The 19,477-nt window shown below is 34.7% G+C and carries 15 protein-coding genes, 2 tRNA genes, 1 riboswitch and 1 other annotated feature; of the genes, 1 reads left to right on the forward strand and 16 read right to left on the reverse strand.

Annotated features, from left to right (window positions below):
- Window positions 1–2: 2 nt before the first annotated feature.
- From yycF to serS, 12 genes are all read right to left on the reverse strand, one after another.
- Window positions 3–704: a response regulator YycF gene (yycF, locus tag BDW25_RS06395; RefSeq protein WP_002449444.1), complete on the reverse strand. Its 702-nt coding sequence runs from the start codon at window positions 702–704 to the stop codon at window positions 3–5.
- Window positions 705–1,192: 488 nt separating this feature from the next.
- Window positions 1,193–1,265: transfer RNA gene (locus tag BDW25_RS06400), tRNA-Asp, on the reverse strand.
- 5 nt (window positions 1,266–1,270) lie between these two features.
- Window positions 1,271–1,345 (reverse strand) — tRNA-Glu (locus BDW25_RS06405).
- Between the two features lie 385 nt (window positions 1,346–1,730).
- On the reverse strand, window positions 1,731–3,014 hold the full coding sequence (locus BDW25_RS06410) for an adenylosuccinate synthase (RefSeq protein ID WP_049335768.1): 1,284 nt from the start codon (window positions 3,012–3,014) through the stop codon (window positions 1,731–1,733).
- Window positions 3,015–3,294: 280 nt separating this feature from the next.
- Complete coding sequence (dnaB, locus tag BDW25_RS06415) at window positions 3,295–4,695, reverse strand: replicative DNA helicase (RefSeq protein WP_002449507.1); 1,401 nt, start codon at window positions 4,693–4,695, stop codon at window positions 3,295–3,297.
- Between the two features lie 111 nt (window positions 4,696–4,806).
- Entirely contained in the window at window positions 4,807–5,253 is a 447-nt protein-coding gene (gene rplI / locus BDW25_RS06420) for a 50S ribosomal protein L9 (protein ID WP_002488452.1), read from the reverse strand.
- Window positions 5,250–7,217: a DHH family phosphoesterase gene (locus BDW25_RS06425; RefSeq protein ID WP_133945182.1), complete on the reverse strand. Its 1,968-nt coding sequence runs from the start codon at window positions 7,215–7,217 to the stop codon at window positions 5,250–5,252. The genes rplI and BDW25_RS06425 overlap by 4 nt, the downstream gene beginning before the upstream one ends.
- A gap of 27 nt (window positions 7,218–7,244) precedes the next feature.
- Window positions 7,245–8,156 (reverse strand): YybS family protein, encoded by a 912-nt coding sequence (locus tag BDW25_RS06430; protein ID WP_065581035.1) that lies wholly within the window; start codon window positions 8,154–8,156, stop codon window positions 7,245–7,247.
- Between the two features lie 89 nt (window positions 8,157–8,245).
- Window positions 8,246–9,214, reverse strand: a complete 969-nt coding sequence (gene metX / locus BDW25_RS06435) for a homoserine O-acetyltransferase MetX (protein ID WP_103288258.1) — start codon at window positions 9,212–9,214, stop codon at window positions 8,246–8,248.
- 71 nt (window positions 9,215–9,285) lie between these two features.
- A riboswitch (SAM riboswitch) is annotated at window positions 9,286–9,387 on the reverse strand.
- 85 nt (window positions 9,388–9,472) lie between these two features.
- Window positions 9,473–9,802 carry an AzlD domain-containing protein gene (locus BDW25_RS06440; protein ID WP_133945184.1) on the reverse strand — a complete coding sequence of 110 codons (330 nt, stop codon included), beginning with the start codon at window positions 9,800–9,802 and terminating at the stop codon, window positions 9,473–9,475.
- Window positions 9,799–10,494 (reverse strand): AzlC family ABC transporter permease, encoded by a 696-nt coding sequence (locus BDW25_RS06445; RefSeq protein WP_133945186.1) that lies wholly within the window; start codon window positions 10,492–10,494, stop codon window positions 9,799–9,801. Before BDW25_RS06445 ends, BDW25_RS06440 begins: the two co-directional genes overlap by 4 nt.
- A 287-nt stretch (window positions 10,495–10,781) precedes the next feature.
- Window positions 10,782–12,065 (reverse strand): serine--tRNA ligase, encoded by a 1,284-nt coding sequence (serS, locus tag BDW25_RS06450; protein ID WP_002449409.1) that lies wholly within the window; start codon window positions 12,063–12,065, stop codon window positions 10,782–10,784.
- 75 nt (window positions 12,066–12,140) lie between these two features.
- Window positions 12,141–12,344: a binding site (T-box leader), on the reverse strand.
- Window positions 12,345–12,613: 269 nt separating this feature from the next.
- On the opposite strand from serS, the gene BDW25_RS06455 reads away from it, so the two are divergent.
- Window positions 12,614–13,426 (forward strand): NAD(P)H-hydrate dehydratase, encoded by an 813-nt coding sequence (locus BDW25_RS06455; RefSeq protein ID WP_065581036.1) that lies wholly within the window; start codon window positions 12,614–12,616, stop codon window positions 13,424–13,426.
- Between the two features lie 47 nt (window positions 13,427–13,473).
- Here the strand turns inward: BDW25_RS06455 and gyrA are convergent, their stop codons facing one another.
- The 4 genes from gyrA to yaaA are packed head-to-tail and all read right to left on the reverse strand — an operon-like array spanning window position 13,474 to window position 19,468.
- Window positions 13,474–16,128, reverse strand: a complete 2,655-nt coding sequence (gyrA, locus tag BDW25_RS06460) for a DNA gyrase subunit A (RefSeq protein WP_133945188.1) — start codon at window positions 16,126–16,128, stop codon at window positions 13,474–13,476.
- A gap of 41 nt (window positions 16,129–16,169) precedes the next feature.
- Window positions 16,170–18,104 (reverse strand): DNA topoisomerase (ATP-hydrolyzing) subunit B, encoded by a 1,935-nt coding sequence (gene gyrB, locus BDW25_RS06465; RefSeq protein ID WP_039983987.1) that lies wholly within the window; start codon window positions 18,102–18,104, stop codon window positions 16,170–16,172.
- Window positions 18,105–18,113: 9 nt separating this feature from the next.
- Complete coding sequence (recF, locus tag BDW25_RS06470) at window positions 18,114–19,229, reverse strand: DNA replication/repair protein RecF (RefSeq protein WP_133945190.1); 1,116 nt, start codon at window positions 19,227–19,229, stop codon at window positions 18,114–18,116.
- Window positions 19,226–19,468 carry a S4 domain-containing protein YaaA gene (gene yaaA, locus BDW25_RS06475; protein ID WP_172457903.1) on the reverse strand — a complete coding sequence of 81 codons (243 nt, stop codon included), beginning with the start codon at window positions 19,466–19,468 and terminating at the stop codon, window positions 19,226–19,228. The genes recF and yaaA overlap by 4 nt, the downstream gene beginning before the upstream one ends.
- Window positions 19,469–19,477: the final 9 nt, after the last annotated feature.

Consider the following 19,477-nt stretch of genomic DNA (forward strand, 5'->3'; position numbering starts at 1 on the left):
CCCTAATCATGTTGTTGGAGGAAGTATCCAACGCCTCGACGTGTCACTATATATTCTGGATGAGATGGATCGTCTTCAATTTTTTCTCTTAAACGACGAATGGTTACATCCACTGTACGCACGTCTCCAAAATAATCGTAGCCCCAAACCGTTTGTAGTAAGTGTTCACGTGTCATAACTTGACCCATATGTTTTGACAGATAGTGGAATAATTCAAATTCACGATGTGTTAATTCAATATCCTCACCACGTTTTTTAATTGAGTAAGCCTCAGGATAAATTACGATATCTTTAATCGCAATTTCATTCGTTGTACCTTCTGATTCTTGCGCAGGTTGAGCATAGTGACGTCTTAAATTTGCTTTCACACGTGCAATTAATTCACGTGTGCTAAATGGTTTCGTCACATAATCATCAGCGCCTAATTCAAGGCCCAATACTTTATCAATTTCTGAGTCTTTCGCTGTTAACATAATAATTGGCATGTCATATTTTTTACGTACTTCACGACATACTTCCATACCATCGCGACCAGGTAACATAATGTCTAACAATACGATGTCTGGCTCTTCTTCATAAATTAAATCGACGGCATCATTACCATCATAAGCGCAATGCACTTCATAGCCTTCTTTTTTTAAATTAAATTCTAAAATATCCGCAATTGGCTTTTCATCATCAACTACAACAACTTTTCTAGCCATATCTATAAACCTCATTTCTCAAATTGTAGTTCAAACCTTAATGTTTATTATATTTTGAGTAAAACATTAACTGTATTATATGGCGCTATCTTACGTCTTAACGCACGTTTATCTACTATATAATTTAACATTAATATTCACTTAATTCTATTTTCATATTTAAAATTATAGAATAACATTAATTTAAAGTTTACCACGCTCGTTTTATATTACAAATAAGTTGAGCGCCTTGAATATTGGACAAAAGTCGTAGGAAGACTGAAACGGTACAATGTTACAAAATGATGATAGCGGATAGTCGTTGAAAATTAAGAGTGATATATAAAAGATGTATAAAAAAAGAGAGAAATATTAAAAATATATTGCGACGTCATCTATTTGTAATACACACATCGCTTTACTCATGATAACGTCTATATATTTATAAAAATAAAGAAGCAATATTAAAAAAGTATAAAAAAAATGCCTACCCTTTTGGATAAGCAATACGGTCTCGACGGGAATCGAACCCGCGATCTCCTGCGTGACAGGCAGGCGTGTTAACCGCTACACTACGAGACCTAAAATGGTGACTCCTACGGGACTCGAACCCGTGTTACCGCCGTGAAAGGGCGGTGTCTTAACCGCTTGACCAAGGAGCCGTTCTTAAGCACAAGATAGATTATAGCATAGCTTTTATTTTAAAGACAAGAACTTTTTTACATAATTTTAATATTTTTTTATAATTCCTTAATTTTTAGAAAAAAAGAGTTGTTTTGAAGGTAGATTACGTGAGAATATACTTTTTTTCTTTACTTTTACATTATTAATTCAAATTTAAATGATATGGTTATCATTACCTTATTTGATGTATATAAAAAACGTTGCTAAAGTGAGTGACTTTAACAACGTTAAATGTATACCATTAAATGCTTTATTATTAATGGGCTTCGAAAAGCAACCCGCTCGTCAATCGTATGCTCATCTTAAAATCAAAAGCCGATTTTCGCTCTTAGCACGTTATTGCTCTATGTTTATACGCTTTTCTTACCATAATTTTTCTAATAAGTTTGTTTGCTCACGGTCAGGGCCTACAGAGAAGATTGAAATATGAACGCCACATAATTCAGAAATACGTTCTAAGTATTTACGTGCGTTTTCAGGTAATTCTTCTAATGTACGACAACCTGTAATGTCTTCCGTCCAACCAGGTAACTCTTCGAAAATTGGTTTACAACGACGTAATTGGTCTAAGTTTGCTGGATATTCTGTGATTGTTTCACCATCTAACTCATAAGCTGTACAGATTTTAACTGTATCTAAACCTGTTAACACGTCAATTGAGTTAATAGATAAGTCTGTAATACCACTTACACGGCGAGAGTGACGTAATACAACTGAGTCAAACCAACCTACACGACGAGGACGTCCTGTTGTCGTTCCATATTCACGACCTACTTCTCTAATATGATGACCATCTTCGTCGAATAATTCAGTAGGGAATGGGCCATCACCTACACGAGAGGTATAGGATTTACATACCCCAATCACTTTAGATACGAAGGTTGGACCCACGCCAGTTCCTACTGTCACGTTACCTGCGACAGGATTACTTGACGTTACGAAAGGATATGTACCATGGTCGATATCTAACATAACTCCTTGTGCACCTTCAAATAAAACTTTTTCATCAGCTACGAAAGCGTCATCTAAAATTTTAGCTGTATCTGTAACGAATTCTTTTAAACGTTGACCAGCGGCATAGTATTCATCGAATATTTCATCAAAGTGTGGGCATGTTTCATTAAACATTCCTTTGAAATATGCATTCTTAATCTCAATATTTTCTTTTAAACGTCTTTCAAATGTATCTTTTTCTAATAGATCAGCCATACGAATACCAATACGTTGTGCTTTATCTACGTAAGCTGGTCCGATACCTTTTTTCGTTGTACCGATTTTATTATCACCGCGACGACGTTCTTCATATTCATCTTGTGCTAAGTGATATGGTAAGATGACTTGCGCACGGTTTGAAATACGTAGATTATCTGTAGAAATACCACGTTCATTTAAAGCGTCTAATTCTTTTAATAATGCAACAGGATCTACAACCACACCATTACCAATCACTGCTAATTTATCTTTATAAAAAATACCTGATGGTACTAAATGTAATTTGTATGTTTCTCCACCAAATTGAATGGTATGGCCTGCGTTATTACCACCTGAAAAACGCGCAATCACATCTGCTTGTTCTGCTAAGAAATCTGTAATTTTACCTTTACCTTCGTCTCCCCATTGTGTCCCAACTACTACGATTGATGACATGTGAGCACCTCCAAAGTTTTCTCAATTAACCACTAAGTATTCTATCAATACGTTTTATATAATGCAAATAAAAATCGAACATTAAAAATAGTATTCACATCAGTCAAATCAATATGTATATTTTATTAAAAAACCTTTAACATTGTTAATTTACCAGTATTTCAAGACAGTTTTACAAATATTTAATACACATACTTCACTTAACTTTATTTTTCAAAAATAAAATAAAAACCGTACATTTATATTAAAAATAATAATAATGTACGGTAAAAAAATATTTTTATGACATGTCTGCATGTGCATAATCAATGTCTGTAAATTTATTATATTGTTTCATAAAGTGTAACTTCACTGTGCCTGTAGGGCCATTACGTTGTTTAGCAATAATAATTTCAATCTCACCATTATCGTCATTGGATTGAGGTTCGAACTGCGTACTATCGTCATCTTCTTCACCATCGCCTCGATTATAGTAATCATCACGATACAAGAACGCAACAATATCTGCGTCTTGCTCAATTGATCCTGATTCACGAATATCACTCATCATTGGTCGTTTATCTTGACGTTGTTCTACGCCACGAGATAACTGACTCAGTGCAATAACGGGACATTCTAATTCACGCGCGATGGCTTTTAACGTACGTGAGATTTCAGAAACTTCTTGTTGTCTATTATCTGAAAAACGTGAGCCACTCCCTTGAATAAGTTGTAAATAGTCAATCACAATCATATCAAGGCCATGTTCTTGTTTAAGACGACGACACTTTGATCGTAAATCTGTAATACGAATTCCTGGTGTATCATCAATAAAAATCTTTGTTCTCGATAATTTACCAACTGCAATCGTAAATCGATTCCAGTCTTCTTCTGTCATTGTCCCTGTTCTTAAACGGTTAGAATCTACATTTCCTGAACTACAAATCATACGTGTCGCAAGTTGATCGGCACCCATTTCAAGTGAGAAAATACCTACTGTATAGTTATCTTCATGAGTGGCTACTTTTTGAGCGATATTAAGTGCGAAGGCAGTCTTACCTACAGAAGGACGGGCTGCTAAAATAATTAAATCATTTCTATTAAAGCCCGCAGTCATCTGGTCTAAATCGCGGTATCCAGTAGGAATACCCGGCGTTTGCCCACTATTTTGGTCAAGTTCTTCTGCAGTCTCATATACTTGACCTAAGACATCTCTAATATCTTTAAATCCATCACTTTGACGGTTTGCTGAGAGTTCAAGAATACGTTTTTCAGCATCACTTAAAATAGCATCTAATTCAAGCTCATTATTATACCCATCATTCGCAATGCTATCAGCTGTTTGAATTAATCGACGTTTAAGCGCAAGATTAGCAACTATATTTCTATAGTATTCAATATTACGTGTCGTCGGTACATTATTCGATAATTCAGCTAAATATTGAGGGCCACCAGCCTCACTTAACGTACCTTCTTTCGTTAATTGTTCCATTAACGTAACTACATCAATCTCATGAGCATCTTCGTTTAAATTCATCATTGCTCTGAAGATATGTTGGTGTGCACCTCTATAAAACGACTCAGGAAGTAATACCTCCTGAGTCGAACCTATTAATTCTGGATCTAAAATAATTGCACCTAAGACAGACTGTTCAGCTTCATTGTTATGGGGCATTTGTCTTTGATCATACATATTATCCATCAATCATTACACCCATCCATCTTAAAATTTTCGACATGCTAGTGCAACATTATATCTATTTCTATGAATTGTTTTTAAAAGAGTGGACTACCTATGTGTGTCCCAAATTTTTTATTTTTCTACAGTGTGTACACGAATTGTACCTTCAACTTCTTTGTCTAATTTAACAGGTACATTAGTATAACCTAACGCGTGAATACCGTGTGGTAAATCCATTTTACGTTTATCAATTTTAATATCGTGTTGATTTTTTAATGCGTCAGCAATTTGTTTTGTACTAATAGAACCAAACAATTTACCGCCTTCACCAGTTTTAGCACTTACTTCAACTTCGATATCTTCTAATTTTGCTTTTAATGCTTTAGCATCATCGATTTCTTGTTGTCTATCCGCTTCAGCACGTCTATTTTGTTGTTCTAATTGTTTTAAATTACCTGGTGTTGCTTCAACAGCATATTTATTTTTTAATAAAAAGTTATTTGCGTAACCTACTGGCACGTCTTTAACTTCACCTTTTTTACCTTTACCTTTAACATCTTGTGTAAATATTACTTTCATGTATCTTCACTCCTACTCATTTGTTCAGTAATTGCTTGTTGTAATTGCTCGATTGCTTCTTCTATAGTGACACCTTTTATTTGCGTTGCAGCATTTGTTAAGTGACCTCCGCCACCTAAAGCTTCCATTGTTAATTGAACATTAATACCGCCTAATGAACGTGCTGAAATACCAATAAGATTATCTTCACGTTTCGCTACAACGTAAGAAGCTTCAATGCCTTCTAAACTTAACAATTCATCCGCAGCTTGTGCAACTGTTACAGGATGATAGATTTTATCATTAGAACCGTGAGCAATTGCGACACCATTATCTTGAACTTCCACTGTGCGTATCAATTCAGAACGATTAATATACGTATCAACATCATCTTTAAGGAATTGTTGCGTTAAAATTGTATCCGCACCATGCGCACGTAAATAACTTGCCGCATCAAACGTTCTTGACCCTGTTCGTAATGTAAAATTACGTGTATCAACAATAATACCTGCATACATAATTGTAGATTCTAAACGTGATAACCGTTGTTCTGTTGGCTGATATTCTAATAACTCTGTGACAAGTTCTGCAGTTGAACTTGCATAAGGTTCCATATAAACGAGTAATGGATTTGAAATAAAGCTTTCTCCACGTCTATGATGATCAATGACTACTTTACGATTCGCTTTATTTAGAATATTTTCATCTAATACCATTTCAGGTTTATGTGTGTCTACCACAACAACCGTTGTTTTTGACGTCATCATATCCCAAGCCTCATCAGATGTCACAAATCGTTCTTTCAATTCAGGTTTTTTATCAATTTCTTCCATCACACGACTTAATGTTGGATCGATATCTTCTTCATTAAGTACCACATATGCTTCTAAATTATTCATTGACGCAAATCGAGATACTCCAATAGCTGCGCCAACCGCATCTAAGTCGGGACGTTTATGTCCCATAATAATCACTTTGTCGCCTTCAGTTAAGATATCTTTCAATGCGTGAGAGATAACACGTGCTCTAACACGTGTTCGTTTTTCCATCGGGTCAGTCTTACCTCCGTAAAAACGGACATTACCATTCATGTTTTTAATTGCAACTTGGTCTCCTCCACGACCTAAGGCTAAATCAAGTCCTGATTGAGATAATTCACCAAGTTCAATTAAATCTTCGGTACCTTCACCAACACCAATACTTAATGTCAATTGTGCACGATAGCCTACACTTTTTTCACGTAACTGACTTAGAATATCAAAATTAGAATCTTCTATTTCTGCTAAGATTTTTTGGTTTAAATAAGCTACGAATTGATCTGAACTATAACGTTTAAAATAAATGTTATATTCAGTTGCCCATCGACTAATAATACGTGTCACCATTGAGTTGATTTCAGAACGTTGTGTGTCATTCATATTTTGTGTAATTTCATCGTAGTTATCTAAAAACAACGTTGCAATAATAGGCTTTGATTCTTCATATAATTCATTTGTATGTACCTCTTCTGTAATATCGAAGAAATATAAACAATGCTCTTCTGCAGAATAACGTACATGATAATGGTACTGACCATGTTCGATTTCTATTTCTTGTACTCTTTCAAGTTGCTTAAGAATATTCGGAAAAACTTCATTGACTGGTTCTGAGATGACATTCGTTTCTAGATGTTCAGACATATATTGGTTGATCCATTCGATGTGATCGTCAGCATCAATCACAACTAAACCAATTGGCATGCGTTTAATTGCTTTATTACTTCCTGCTGAAATATGACCACTCAGATTATCCACATAATGATCCATTTTTGATAATGCTTGTTTAATCAATACAGCACTAATGACAATCATAATCATTAAAGCAATCGCCGTAAACGTTGCCATTAAAGGTTTAAATATAAACCCTACAATAACAATTGCAATTGCCGTAAGCACCATCAAAATGTAAGGAATAAGCAATGCTTTTTTAGTGGATTGACGGTTCATTCTTCCACCTCTATTCACTTTTTAAAGTCATTTTTTAATCATTCGTTTTAAGTTAATTCCTAAATCAAGTACGCCAAGTAATGATACGATATGCGTAAAGGGTGAAATAACTGTCCCCACGACCATTAATAATATGGATACCGCATCAGGTAATCGTTTGGCCTTTCCAAAGAAATGAATCAAACTCAATCCTTGGATATACATTAATAATGATAACACAACTTCGAAATTCAATACGATACTTTGGAATATACTTGGTTTCATCGCAAACATCACACATACTAGCACAATCATGTAAATCCATAATAATGTGCGATTCATCTGCCAAGCAAATAAAGGTCTAAACATAGGTGTTGCTACTTTGAATTTGCGCAAAATTGGAAATGTAATGATGATATTAATTAAAACTAAAAGAAAAACAATAATAATGATGTAACTTGGAAGTTGAACAGCCATTTGACGAAATCCTTCTTCTAAGATGATCTTATAATCTGATTCAACGCCTGAATTTACAATCGCATTGTTCATTGCGTCTTTTGCTGGTTTAATCAATACTTCGGTATTTGGAATCTTTTTGAACGCTTGTAATAACATAAATGCAATTAACGTCACAATACTTATATACATTGTTGTAATATATAAAATGCGTTCTTTAGATGTACGTTCTTTTAATAATTGGCCAATTACAAAACTTAGTAATAAAACTAGAATCATGGCACTTAATACAAAGGTATTCCCTAATAAGGTCGTGATGACTACAGTGAGTAAAGCTCCAATTCCAAATGTAGCAATTGATTTATGCCACATGATAATCCCTGGAATGGTAGCGAATAAACATAGAATCAGACCAATTATTGGCAATACATACGTAACTAAAGCAACTGCTACAAGCACGATAGTTCCTATAATCATTGCTTTAGGATGTACTTTTGAAAACACATTCGCCACTCCTATACTTTTTTGACTATAAGGTCTATTTTACCTTCTATATTCAAATTAAACAAATGTGTTAACTGTTCTCTTATCTATTATTTTCGTTTGAATTTCGAAACTTTTAAAAAATGATACAAGTTAGGCGCCCAGTCATTAAAATTAAGTAAAAAACCATCATGGCCTACGTTGTCTGGAACAAAAAAGTGACGATGATATTTAAAACGTTCTCCTACTGCTCTGACTTGATCATCTGGATATAATAAATCATCTGTAAAGCCCATCGTTAGTACTTTTGTATTTAAAGATTGGAAGACCTCATCCACATCATCGCGCTGACGATCAAGATGATGACTATCTAAGACATTCAACATCGTTAAATAACACGATAAATCGTAGGATTCTTTAAACTTATTACCTTGATGACGTTGATAATTGACTACTTCATCTGGTGTGAAACGTGCGTCATAACTTTTTGAAGAACGATATGTTAAGAATCCAAGTTGTCTTGCAATACTAAGTCCTTCTTTACCTCCAATATGAATCGCTTCACGTGCAATTTCATTGAAGGCACGACTGTATGAAGAGGTTTTATCCGTAGCTGCTAAGATGACTGCTTTATCTACTTCGAATCGATGATTATATAATAATTCCATTACTTGCATGCCACCTAAACTGCCACCAATTAAAATATCAATTTTAGTAAATCCAAGGGCCTTGATTCCCAATTCAATTGCCTTAACGATATCTCTTAATGTTATGGTTTTAGGAAAATGAGCATCATTTAAAGGGGAACTTGAACCAAAAGGACTTCCAATAACATTAAAAGTAAGAAACTGATAATCATATATCGGCATATAACCACCATCAATGATTTCGCGCCACCATCCAGGATGTTCATCTGTACCATAAGTTAAATGATTCCCAGTGAGAGCATGACAAACCACAACAAGCGGTTGTCCCGAATAACCTACGTGCTCATAACGTAATTTTAGATTCTCAATCGTTTCACCTGATTCTGTTGTAAAAGCACCTAAATGTAATGTATCTACTGTATAATTTGTCATGCTATGCCTCCTTAGAATAAAAAAATCGCTTCCACTCTTAATTTTAAAAGTATGAAGCGATAATACTTTAGTACTTATCATTCGAGTATCTCGTTGGTTGTAGCACCGTACAAATGATTTGTCGGTTGCTGAAGCTTCATAGGGCCAATTCCCTCTACTTCTCAAAATAAGAGTATCTATATATTGATTGAATGGTTTAATTTAAATTTATTTTAATACAATTGTCTGGTTAACTTCAATGCGCAGTAAATAAATGGATTAAAAGAGCCATCGTATACCTGCAATGAATACAATACCTACAATAATAGTGATGGTTAGACTACGCGTCACAACTGCGATAATAACTGTAGGAATGGTTGCTACAATGAATGGAATATTTAATTCAAAGCCCTGCATGCCTTTATGTTGAACAATAAAACTATCAATAACTAACGCAGTGAATAATGAAATCGGAATAAACGACAGCCATTTGATGACTGTTTCTGACAGTTGAATACGTGAAATCATTAAAAATGGTACGACACGTACAATTAATGTCACTAATCCACACAAAACGATGAGTAAAAGCATGTGTCCAGTTATCGTCATCGATCCATCACCACCCCAAGTGTTGCAGCACAAATTGATGTAACGAGAATGGCTACATAAGAAGGCATCAACCAACTTAAAATGAACATCATTACAATAACGAACGCAATTAATACGATATATATATTTACTTTGGAACGTGTAATCGTTTCAAATTGAGCCATAGCCAAGAAAATAAACATGGCTGTAATCGCAAAGTCTAACCCTAACATTTCAGGATGAGAGATGTATTTCCCGAAGACTGCTCCTAACACACAAGCTATTGCCCAAAATGAATAAGCAGTAATATTTAATCCATGTAACCATCGGTCATTAATTGTTTCCCCTTTTAAGTGTGGTGTTATAGCAACGCCAAATGTCTCGTCAGTAAGAATAGAAGACAAAGCTACACGATTCCATATACCGTAATCTTTATAATTAGGTGATAATGTCATAGACAATAAAAAGAAGCGGGAATTCACAATTAACGTTGTTAACACGATTGCTGATATAGGTGTACCAGTAATGACTAAAGCACAAATAATAAATTGTGCTGCGCCTGCATAAACCAGTAAACATAACAGAAGAATTTCTAGAACACTAAAATCTTGAGAAGCTGCCACGATGCCAAATGATAGTCCTATACCGATGTATCCTAGTAGTGTTGGAATACATTCTTGGACCCCTTGTTGAAATGTTACATGTGACGTCATGTTAGCTCCTCCTTTATATATGTATTTTCAAATTGACTATATAGTATAATTAAATTCAGTCTAATATAATCTAAGAGGCGCTTCAATATCTTTAGACGTCTGTTTGAGTGAGGTTAGAGAGAAGGATGTTTTAAAATATTGAAACTTCAACACTTTTAAAATATCAGAAATTTTTGATATTTTTTAAAGATACCTTTATCAGGGCAGTCTTATTTAATATAAAAATAAATAAAGCGATAGAGGACTACGTCACTCTATCGCTTTATGAGTTGAATTCTATTTAATGATTAGTTGACTGGACGAATTTCTGTTTTGCCGCCCATAAATGGTACAAGTGCTTCTGGAATTGTAATTGAACCATCTTCGTTTTGGTAGTTTTCTACGATAGCTGCAAATGTACGACCTACTGCAAGGCCACTACCATTTAATGTGTGTACTAATTCTGGTTTAGAAGAAGCATCACGTTTGAAACGAATGTTAGCACGACGAGCTTGGAAATCAGTACAGTTTGAGCAAGAGCTAATTTCTTTGTAGTCATTGTAACTTGGTAACCATACTTCTAAGTCATATGTTTTACTTGCGCTGAAACCAATATCTCCAGTACATAAGTTCACGCGACGATATGGTAATTTTAATTCTTCTAAAATTGCTTCGGCATTTTGAGTCATATCTTCTAATGCATCCCAAGAATCTTCAGGTTTTTCAAAACGCACCATTTCAACTTTATCGAATTGATGTAAACGAATTAAACCTCTTGTATCTCTACCAGCTGATCCCGCTTCACTACGGAAACATGCAGTTTGACCAGTGAATTTTTCTGGTAACACATCCGGTTGGATAATTTCATTTCTATAGAAGTTTGTTAATGGCACTTCTGCAGTTGGAATTGTATATAAGCCTTCTTTTTCAACTTTGAATAAATCTTCTTCAAATTTAGGTAATTGGCCTGTACCAAACATTGTATCTGCATTTACCAATTGAGGTGTCATCATTTCTGTATAACCATGTTGTGTTGTATGTTTTGTTAACATATAGTTCATTAATGCACGTTCTAATAAAGCACCGTCTTTAGTTAAATAAACGAAGCGCGCACCTGATACTTTTGCAGCACGTTCGAAATCAGCCATTTTTAATTCTTCTACTAAATCCCAGTGTGCTTTTGGTTCAAAATCAAATTCACGAGGCGTGCCCCATTTTTTTAATTCAACATTTTCAGTGTCGTCAGCACCTTGTGGTACATCATCTGCAATTAAGTTTGGAATACGAATTAAGATATCACGAATTTTATTATCTACTTCATTTAATTTTGCATCATTTTCTTTAATTTCATCGCCTAATTCACGCATTTCTTTAATGACGTCATCAGCATCTTCTTTGTTACGTTTTTTTTCAGCGATTTGATCACTTACTTTGTTACGACGTGCTTTCATTTCTTCTGTTTTACCAATTAAATCACGACGTTGATTATCTAATTCTAATACTTCATCAACAACCTTTGAATCATCTCCTCGTAATTCAATTTTGCTCTTAACTTTGTCCGTTTCGTCTCTGAATTGCTTGATGTCTAACATATAATATTCATCCTTCCAAAAAATTTATATTGAGTGACCATAGCGATTTAAAATAAAAAAAGACCACATCCCCATACAAGGGACGTGGTCTACGCGTTGCCACCCTATTTAACAATTTAATTAAATAAACTAAATTGCACTCCACTATCGATAACGGTTAAAACCGATTGTTCAATATAAGTAGGTAGATTCGCATAAAAATTAATTACTTGTTTACACTCACCACAAGCTCTCTGAAATTAATACCCTTATGTTACTTAGCCTACGAACAATACTTTATTAACTTAATTTTAATATAGCAAAGTCATATATAATTTTCAAGCAGTTACCTTTTCCAAATATAACAAACTATATACGTTAATATCTATCAATTTTAGCATTTATAAATTTATTTAAAATAGTGTTGACGAAACGCTTAAGCAGGTATAATATTTTCTATTGTACTTAAAACGCACATGATATTTTCGCTTGTCTTAATAACTCATCATTTCATTGATTTAATATATAGAAGTTATGACTTTCGAATCTAAATAGGGAGGATTCATCATATGGAAACATTAACTAATGTGACAATTCCTAAACGTAATGACGAAACGCATAAAGGTGATTATGGAAAAATTCTTTTAATTGGTGGTAGTGCAAATTTAGGCGGAGCAATCATGTTAGCTGCCCGTGCATGTCTTTTTAGTGGAAGTGGTTTAATTACTGTAGCCACACATCCTACTAATCATGCAGCCATTCATTCACGTTGTCCTGAAGCAATGGTAATAGATATTAATGATACTAAAATGTTAACAAAAATGATTGAGAATACAGATAGTATTTTAATTGGACCAGGTCTTGGCGTTGATTTCAAAGGAAATAATGCCATTACTTTCTTACTACAAAATATTCAACCTCACCAAAACTTAATTGTAGATGGGGATGCAATTACAATATTTTGTAAACTTAAACCTGATATTCCTACATGTCGTGTTATCTTTACACCACATCAAAAAGAATGGGAACGTCTAAGTGGTATTCCTATTGAAGAACAAACGTATGAAAGAAATAGAGAAGCTGTGGATAAATTAGGCGCTACTGTAGTACTAAAAAAACACGGTACAGAAATCTTCTTTAAAGATAAAGAATACAAATTACCAATTGGCACACCTGCAATGGCTACAGGTGGTATGGGTGATACATTAGCTGGTATGATTACAAGTTTTGTAGGTCAATTTAATAACTTACAAGATGCCGTTACGAGCGCAACTTATATTCACAGTTATATTGGTGAAAAACTTTCTGAAAAAATGTACGTCGTGCCCCCTTCAAAATTAATTAATCAAATTCCTTATGTAATGAAAGAATTAGAAAGATAAATATAAAAATAAGACTTCCCACGTATAGGGAAGTCTTATTTTTATATTTAATTCTGATCTGAATCATTCTCAATATCTTCATTTACACGATCCATGAAATCTTGTCTTACTTCAGTGCGTTCATCATCTTCATCAGATTCAGTATGCAAAGCGTTACCAGGTGTCGTATCATCTATCACTTGTTCATTTGCACTTTCTGTAGTTTGGGCACTTGCATATTCTGTTTGTTGAGCTGCTTCCGTTGCAGCTTCATCTTCAGTTTTATCAATAACTTTCGCAACGGTTGATACGGCTTGATTATCGCCTAATTTCATTAATCGCACGCCTTGTGTAGCACGGCCATTTTGAGAAATATCTTCAACTTGTAGACGAATAATAATGCCACCATCCGTCACAATCATTAAATCTTCTTGACCGCTTACCGTTGTAATACATACAACATTACCATTACGTTCTGTAATTTTAGCTGTTTTTATACCTTTACCGCCACGATTAGATAAACGATATTCACTTACAGGTGTTCGTTTACCATAACCTTTTTCAGTAACAACTAGAACTTCATCTTCACTTTCAGCATAGGCTACGTCTAAACCTACGACTACGTCATTTTCTCTTAGAGAAATACCTCTCACACCTGAAGCGGTACGACCTAGTGGGCGTAAACTATTTTCAGGGAATCGAATTAATGAGGCATGTGCTGTACCAAGTAAAATATCTTGTTTACCATCAGTAAGACGAACTGCGATCAATTCATCATCTTCTTTAAAGCCAATCGCAATTTTACCATTCTTATTAATATGAGAGAAGTTACTTAATGCAGAACGTTTAACAATACCTTTTTTAGTAGCAAAGACTAAGAAACTGTTCTCATCTTCTAAATCTCTTACGGCAATCATCGTACTAATCACTTCATCATTTTCAAGCTCAATCGCATTAATGACTGGAATACCTTTAGATTGACGAGATAATTCAGGTACTTCGTATCCTTTCAACTTATAAACACGGCCTTTATTCGTAAAGAATAAAACATTATCATGTGTACTTAATGTTACAAGTTGACTGACAAAGTCTTCTTCTAAGGTATTCATCCCTTGTACACCTCGTCCACCTCTGTTTTGTGAACGATATGTAGATACAGGTAAACGTTTAATATAGTTGTTATGACTTAAAGTGATGACGATTTGTTCTTCAGGGATTAAGTCTTCATCTTCTAAGTGATCTAAACCACCCAATTGAATTTCAGTACGACGTTCATCACCGAAACGTTCTTTAATTTCTGTAAGTTCATCACGAACCAGTTGAAGTAATACATCTTCATTTGCTAAGATCTCTTCTAATTCTGCAATATAACTTAATAATTCATTATACTCATTTTCAATTTTATCGCGCTCTAACCCAGTTAAACGACGTAAACGCATATCTAAAATGGCTTGAGCTTGACGTTCAGACAATTTAAAACGTTCTTGCAATGTTTCCATCGCCACTTTATCTGTGTCAGACTCACGAATAATAGAAATAATTTCATCAATATGATCCAGCGCAATTCTTAAACCTTCTAAGATATGTGCACGATCTTTCGCTTTTTTCAAATTGTATTCTGTACGACGACGTACAACTGTTTTTTGATGTTCTAAATATTCAACAAGCGCTTCTTTTAAGTTAATTAATTTAGGTCGACCATTCACAAGGGCAATCATATTTACACCAAATGACGTTTGTAATGGCGTATGTTTATATAAATTATTTAAAATAACATTTGCATTGGCATCTTTACGTACATCAATAACCACTCTTACCCCTGTACGTAAACTTGTTTCGTCACGAAGATCTGTGATACCTTCAATTCTTTTCTCACGCGCTAATTCTGCAATTTTCTCAATCATTCTTGCTTTATTCACTTGATATGGAATTTCAGTCACAACAATACGCTGACGGCCACCGCCACGTTCTTCTATTGATGCACGTGCTCGCATTTGAATCGATCCACGACCAGTTTCATAGGCACGTCTAATGCCACTTTTACCTAAAATTAAGCCAGAAGTTGGAAAATCAGGACCTTGAATGTCTTCCATCAATTCTGAGATTGTGACATCAGGATTTTGACTTAAACGTAAGACTCCGTCAATGACTTCTGTTAAATTATGTGGCGGAATATTTGTAGCCATACCAACTGCAATACCTGAAGCGCCATTCACTAAAAGGTTAGGGAAACGAGAAGGTAAGACTTCGGGCTCTCTTTCTGTACCATCATAGTTATCTAAGAAATCAATAGTATCTTTATTGATATCACGTAACAGTTCTAATGTGATTTTGGTCATTTTTGCTTCGGTATAACGCATTGCCGCAGCACCGTCACCATCCATTGAACCAAAGTTACCTTGACCATCAACAAGAGGATAACGATAGCTAAAGGTTTGTGCCATTCTTACCATAGCGTCGTAAATTGAAGAGTCGCCGTGTGGATGATATTTCCCCATAACGTCCCCAACAATACGTGCTGATTTTTTATAAGGTTTGTCTGGAGTCATTCCTTGTTCATTTAGACCATATAAAATACGACGATGTACAGGTTTTAAACCATCACGTACATCTGGTAATGCACGTGAAACGATAACGCTCATCGCATAGTCTAAAAATGATTCGCGCATTTCATTGGTTATATTTCTTTCATTAATTCTTGATTGTGGTAGAGAATCAGCCATCAAGATATCCTCCTTTTATAGTCAGTTCACATTAAGTTAAATTAGAAATCTAAATTAGCATAAACTGCATTATCTTCGATAAATTGTCTACGATTTTCAACAACGTCACCCATTAACATTTCAAATGTTTGATCCGCTTCTACTGCATCTTCAAGTTTTACTTGTAACATCATACGATTTTCAGGGTTCATTGTTGTTTCCCACAATTGATCGGCATTCATTTCACCTAAACCTTTGTAACGAGAAATTTGCCATTTTGGAGTAGGATTTAGTTCAGCTTTTAATTTATCCAATTCACGATCGTTAAAGACGTAATATTTTTGTTTACCTTGTGTTAGCTTATACAATGGTGGTTGAGCGATGTATACATACCCAGCCTCAATTAATGGACGCATAAATCTGTAGAAGAATGTAAGTAATAATGTACGAATATGCGCACCATCTACATCAGCATCTGTCATGATAACAATCTTATGATAACGAGCTTTAGAAATATCAAACTCGCCACCTATGCCTGTACCAAATGCTGTAATCATTTGACGGATTTCATTGTTATTTAAAATACGATCTAAACGTGCTTTTTCCACATTTAATATTTTACCTCTCAACGGTAAAATAGCTTGTGTTTTTGAGTCACGACCTTCTTTTGTAGACCCCCCGGCAGAGTCACCCTCAACTAAGAAGATTTCACTTTCGTCAGGATTTTTACTTGAACAGTCTGCCAGTTTACCCGGTAAACTTGAAATTTCTAATGCTGATTTACGTCGTGTCACTTCACGCGCTTTTTTAGCTGCTACACGTGCTCTTGACGCCATAATTCCTTTTTCAACAATGATTCTTGCAACATTTGGATTCTCATATAAAAAGCGTTCAAAGTGTTCTGAAAATAATCGATCAACGATTTGACGTACTTCAGAGTTACCTAATTTCGTCTTCGTTTGACCTTCGAATTGTGGATTACCATGTTTTACAGAGACGACTGCTGTTAAACCTTCACGTGTATCTTCACCTGAAAGACGTTCTTTATCATCTTTAATAATCTTACTTTGAGTTCCATAACTGTTTAAAACACGTGTAAGTGCACGTTTAAAGCCATCTTCATGTGTACCACCTTCATATGTGTGGATATTATTCGCATAGGATAATAAGTTTGTAGCATAACCGCTATTGTATTGTATTGCAATTTCTACTTCGATATCATCTTTTGACTGATGAATATAAATAGGTTCGTCATGAATAGGTTCTTTATTTTCGTTCAGTAATTCAACGTAAGATTTAATACCACCTTCATAATGATACGTGTCTTCACGTTGTTCTTTATCTTCACGTTCGTCTCTTAGTGTAATTGAAATACCTTTATTTAAGAATGCTAATTCTCTAATACGTTTTTGAAGTGTTTCATAATTATAAACTGTTGTTTCTGAAAAGATTTCACTATCTGCTTTAAAGCGAATCACTGTACCTGTTTTGTCCGTACTACCTACTTCTTTAAGATCAAATTGAGGCACGCCTTTTTTGTATGCTTGATGATAAATTGTTTCATTACGGTGTACATACACTTCTAAATCTTGTGATAACGCATTTACTACAGATGAACCTACACCATGTAGTCCGCCAGATACTTTGTATCCGCCACCACCGAATTTACCTCCAGCATGAAGCACAGTAAGAATAACTTCTACTGCGGGACGTCCCATTTTTTCTTGAATATCTACAGGAATACCACGACCATTGTCAGTCACTTTAATCCAGTTGTCATTCTCAATCACTACTTCAATTTGATTCGCATATCCAGCTAGCGCTTCGTCAATACTGTTATCAACGATTTCCCATACCAAATGATGCAAACCTCTTTCTGAAGTTGAACCAATATACATACCAGGACGTTTACGTACCGCTTCAAGTCCTTCTAATACTTGTATTTGTCCAGCACCATAATTATCTGTGTTGTTTACATCTGACAATGTATTCACCATCACTTTCTATTACTTAATAATTTCACCTTGATTAATTCGGTAAAGTTTCGCATTATTCATGATTTCATGATCAATACCGTCTACCGATGTAGTTGTTACGAATGTTTGTACTTTATGTTGAATTGTACTGAGTAAATGCGTCTGACGAGAATCATCAAGTTCACTTAAGACATCATCTAATAATAAAATCGGATATTCTCCGACTTCAATGTTCATTAATTCTATTTCTGCTAGTTTAATTGATAAAGCGGTTGTTCTTTGTTGACCTTGAGATCCATATGTTTGGGCATCCATGTCATTCACATTAAATCCTAAGTCATCTCTATGTGGACCATATAAACATACTGCTCTATCCATTTCACGTTGTTGATATTCATTCAATAACGTGATAACTTCATCTAATAATTCACTATTATTTTTACTTGTATCGCTAAGTTTAATACTTGGTAAATATGTTAGAGATAATGTTTCACGTTGGTTCGTAATACCAGCGTGGATAGGTTGCGCTAAAGCTTCTAATTCTTCAATAAATTGCTCACGTCTTAAAGTGACATTAAGTGCGTATTGTGCAAATTGTTGATTTAAAACTTCTAGCATCGTTTTATCTGTTTTTTGACCAAGTTGTAACTGCTTAAGATAATTATTTTTTTGTTTGAGAATACGTTGATATTGAGCTAAATCGTTGAGATATACTGCCGAAATTTGCCCTAATTCCATATCTATAAATCGTCTTCTAATTTGAGGAGAACCTTTAACAATATTTAAGTCTTCAGGTGCAAAAAGAACCACATTTAGATGTCCAACATACTGTGTGAGTCGACTTTGTTCCAAGTGGTTCACTTTAACTTGTTTACCTTTTTTAGTTATATACATCGTTAATGGCATGGTTCCATGTCTATAACTTAGCTCACCCTCTATTTTAGCATACTCAGAGTTAAACCGTATAAGTTCCTTGTCATTGGAGGTTCGGTGACTTTTAGCTAAAGCAAGGACGTAAATTGATTCAAGTAAATTTGTCTTTCCCTGTGCATTTTCTCCAATAAGAATATTCACTTCAGGATGAAAATTTAACGTAACCGCTTCATAATTGCGATAGTTTTCTAATTGGAGTGTTTTAAGTTTCATTGCTCACCTTGATGAATAATAATAAATGAATCGATATCTGGAATATCAGGGAAGTCGATACGATCTTGGTCAGCTAACTTTTTTCCACGACGTGTTTCACGTTCGCCATTTAATAAAACGTCGTAATCTTGTAAGAACCATTTTGCTTGTCCACCTGATTCAATGATCCCTTCTGTTTTAAGAAATTGACCTAACGTAATCTCGCCTTCAACTGTTACTTCTTGAACCAAAATAATCACTCCATTTCT

Source organism: Staphylococcus sp. AtDRG32 (genome assembly GCF_004365845.1).
GTDB classification, from domain to species: Bacteria; Bacillota; Bacilli; order Staphylococcales; family Staphylococcaceae; genus Staphylococcus; species Staphylococcus hominis.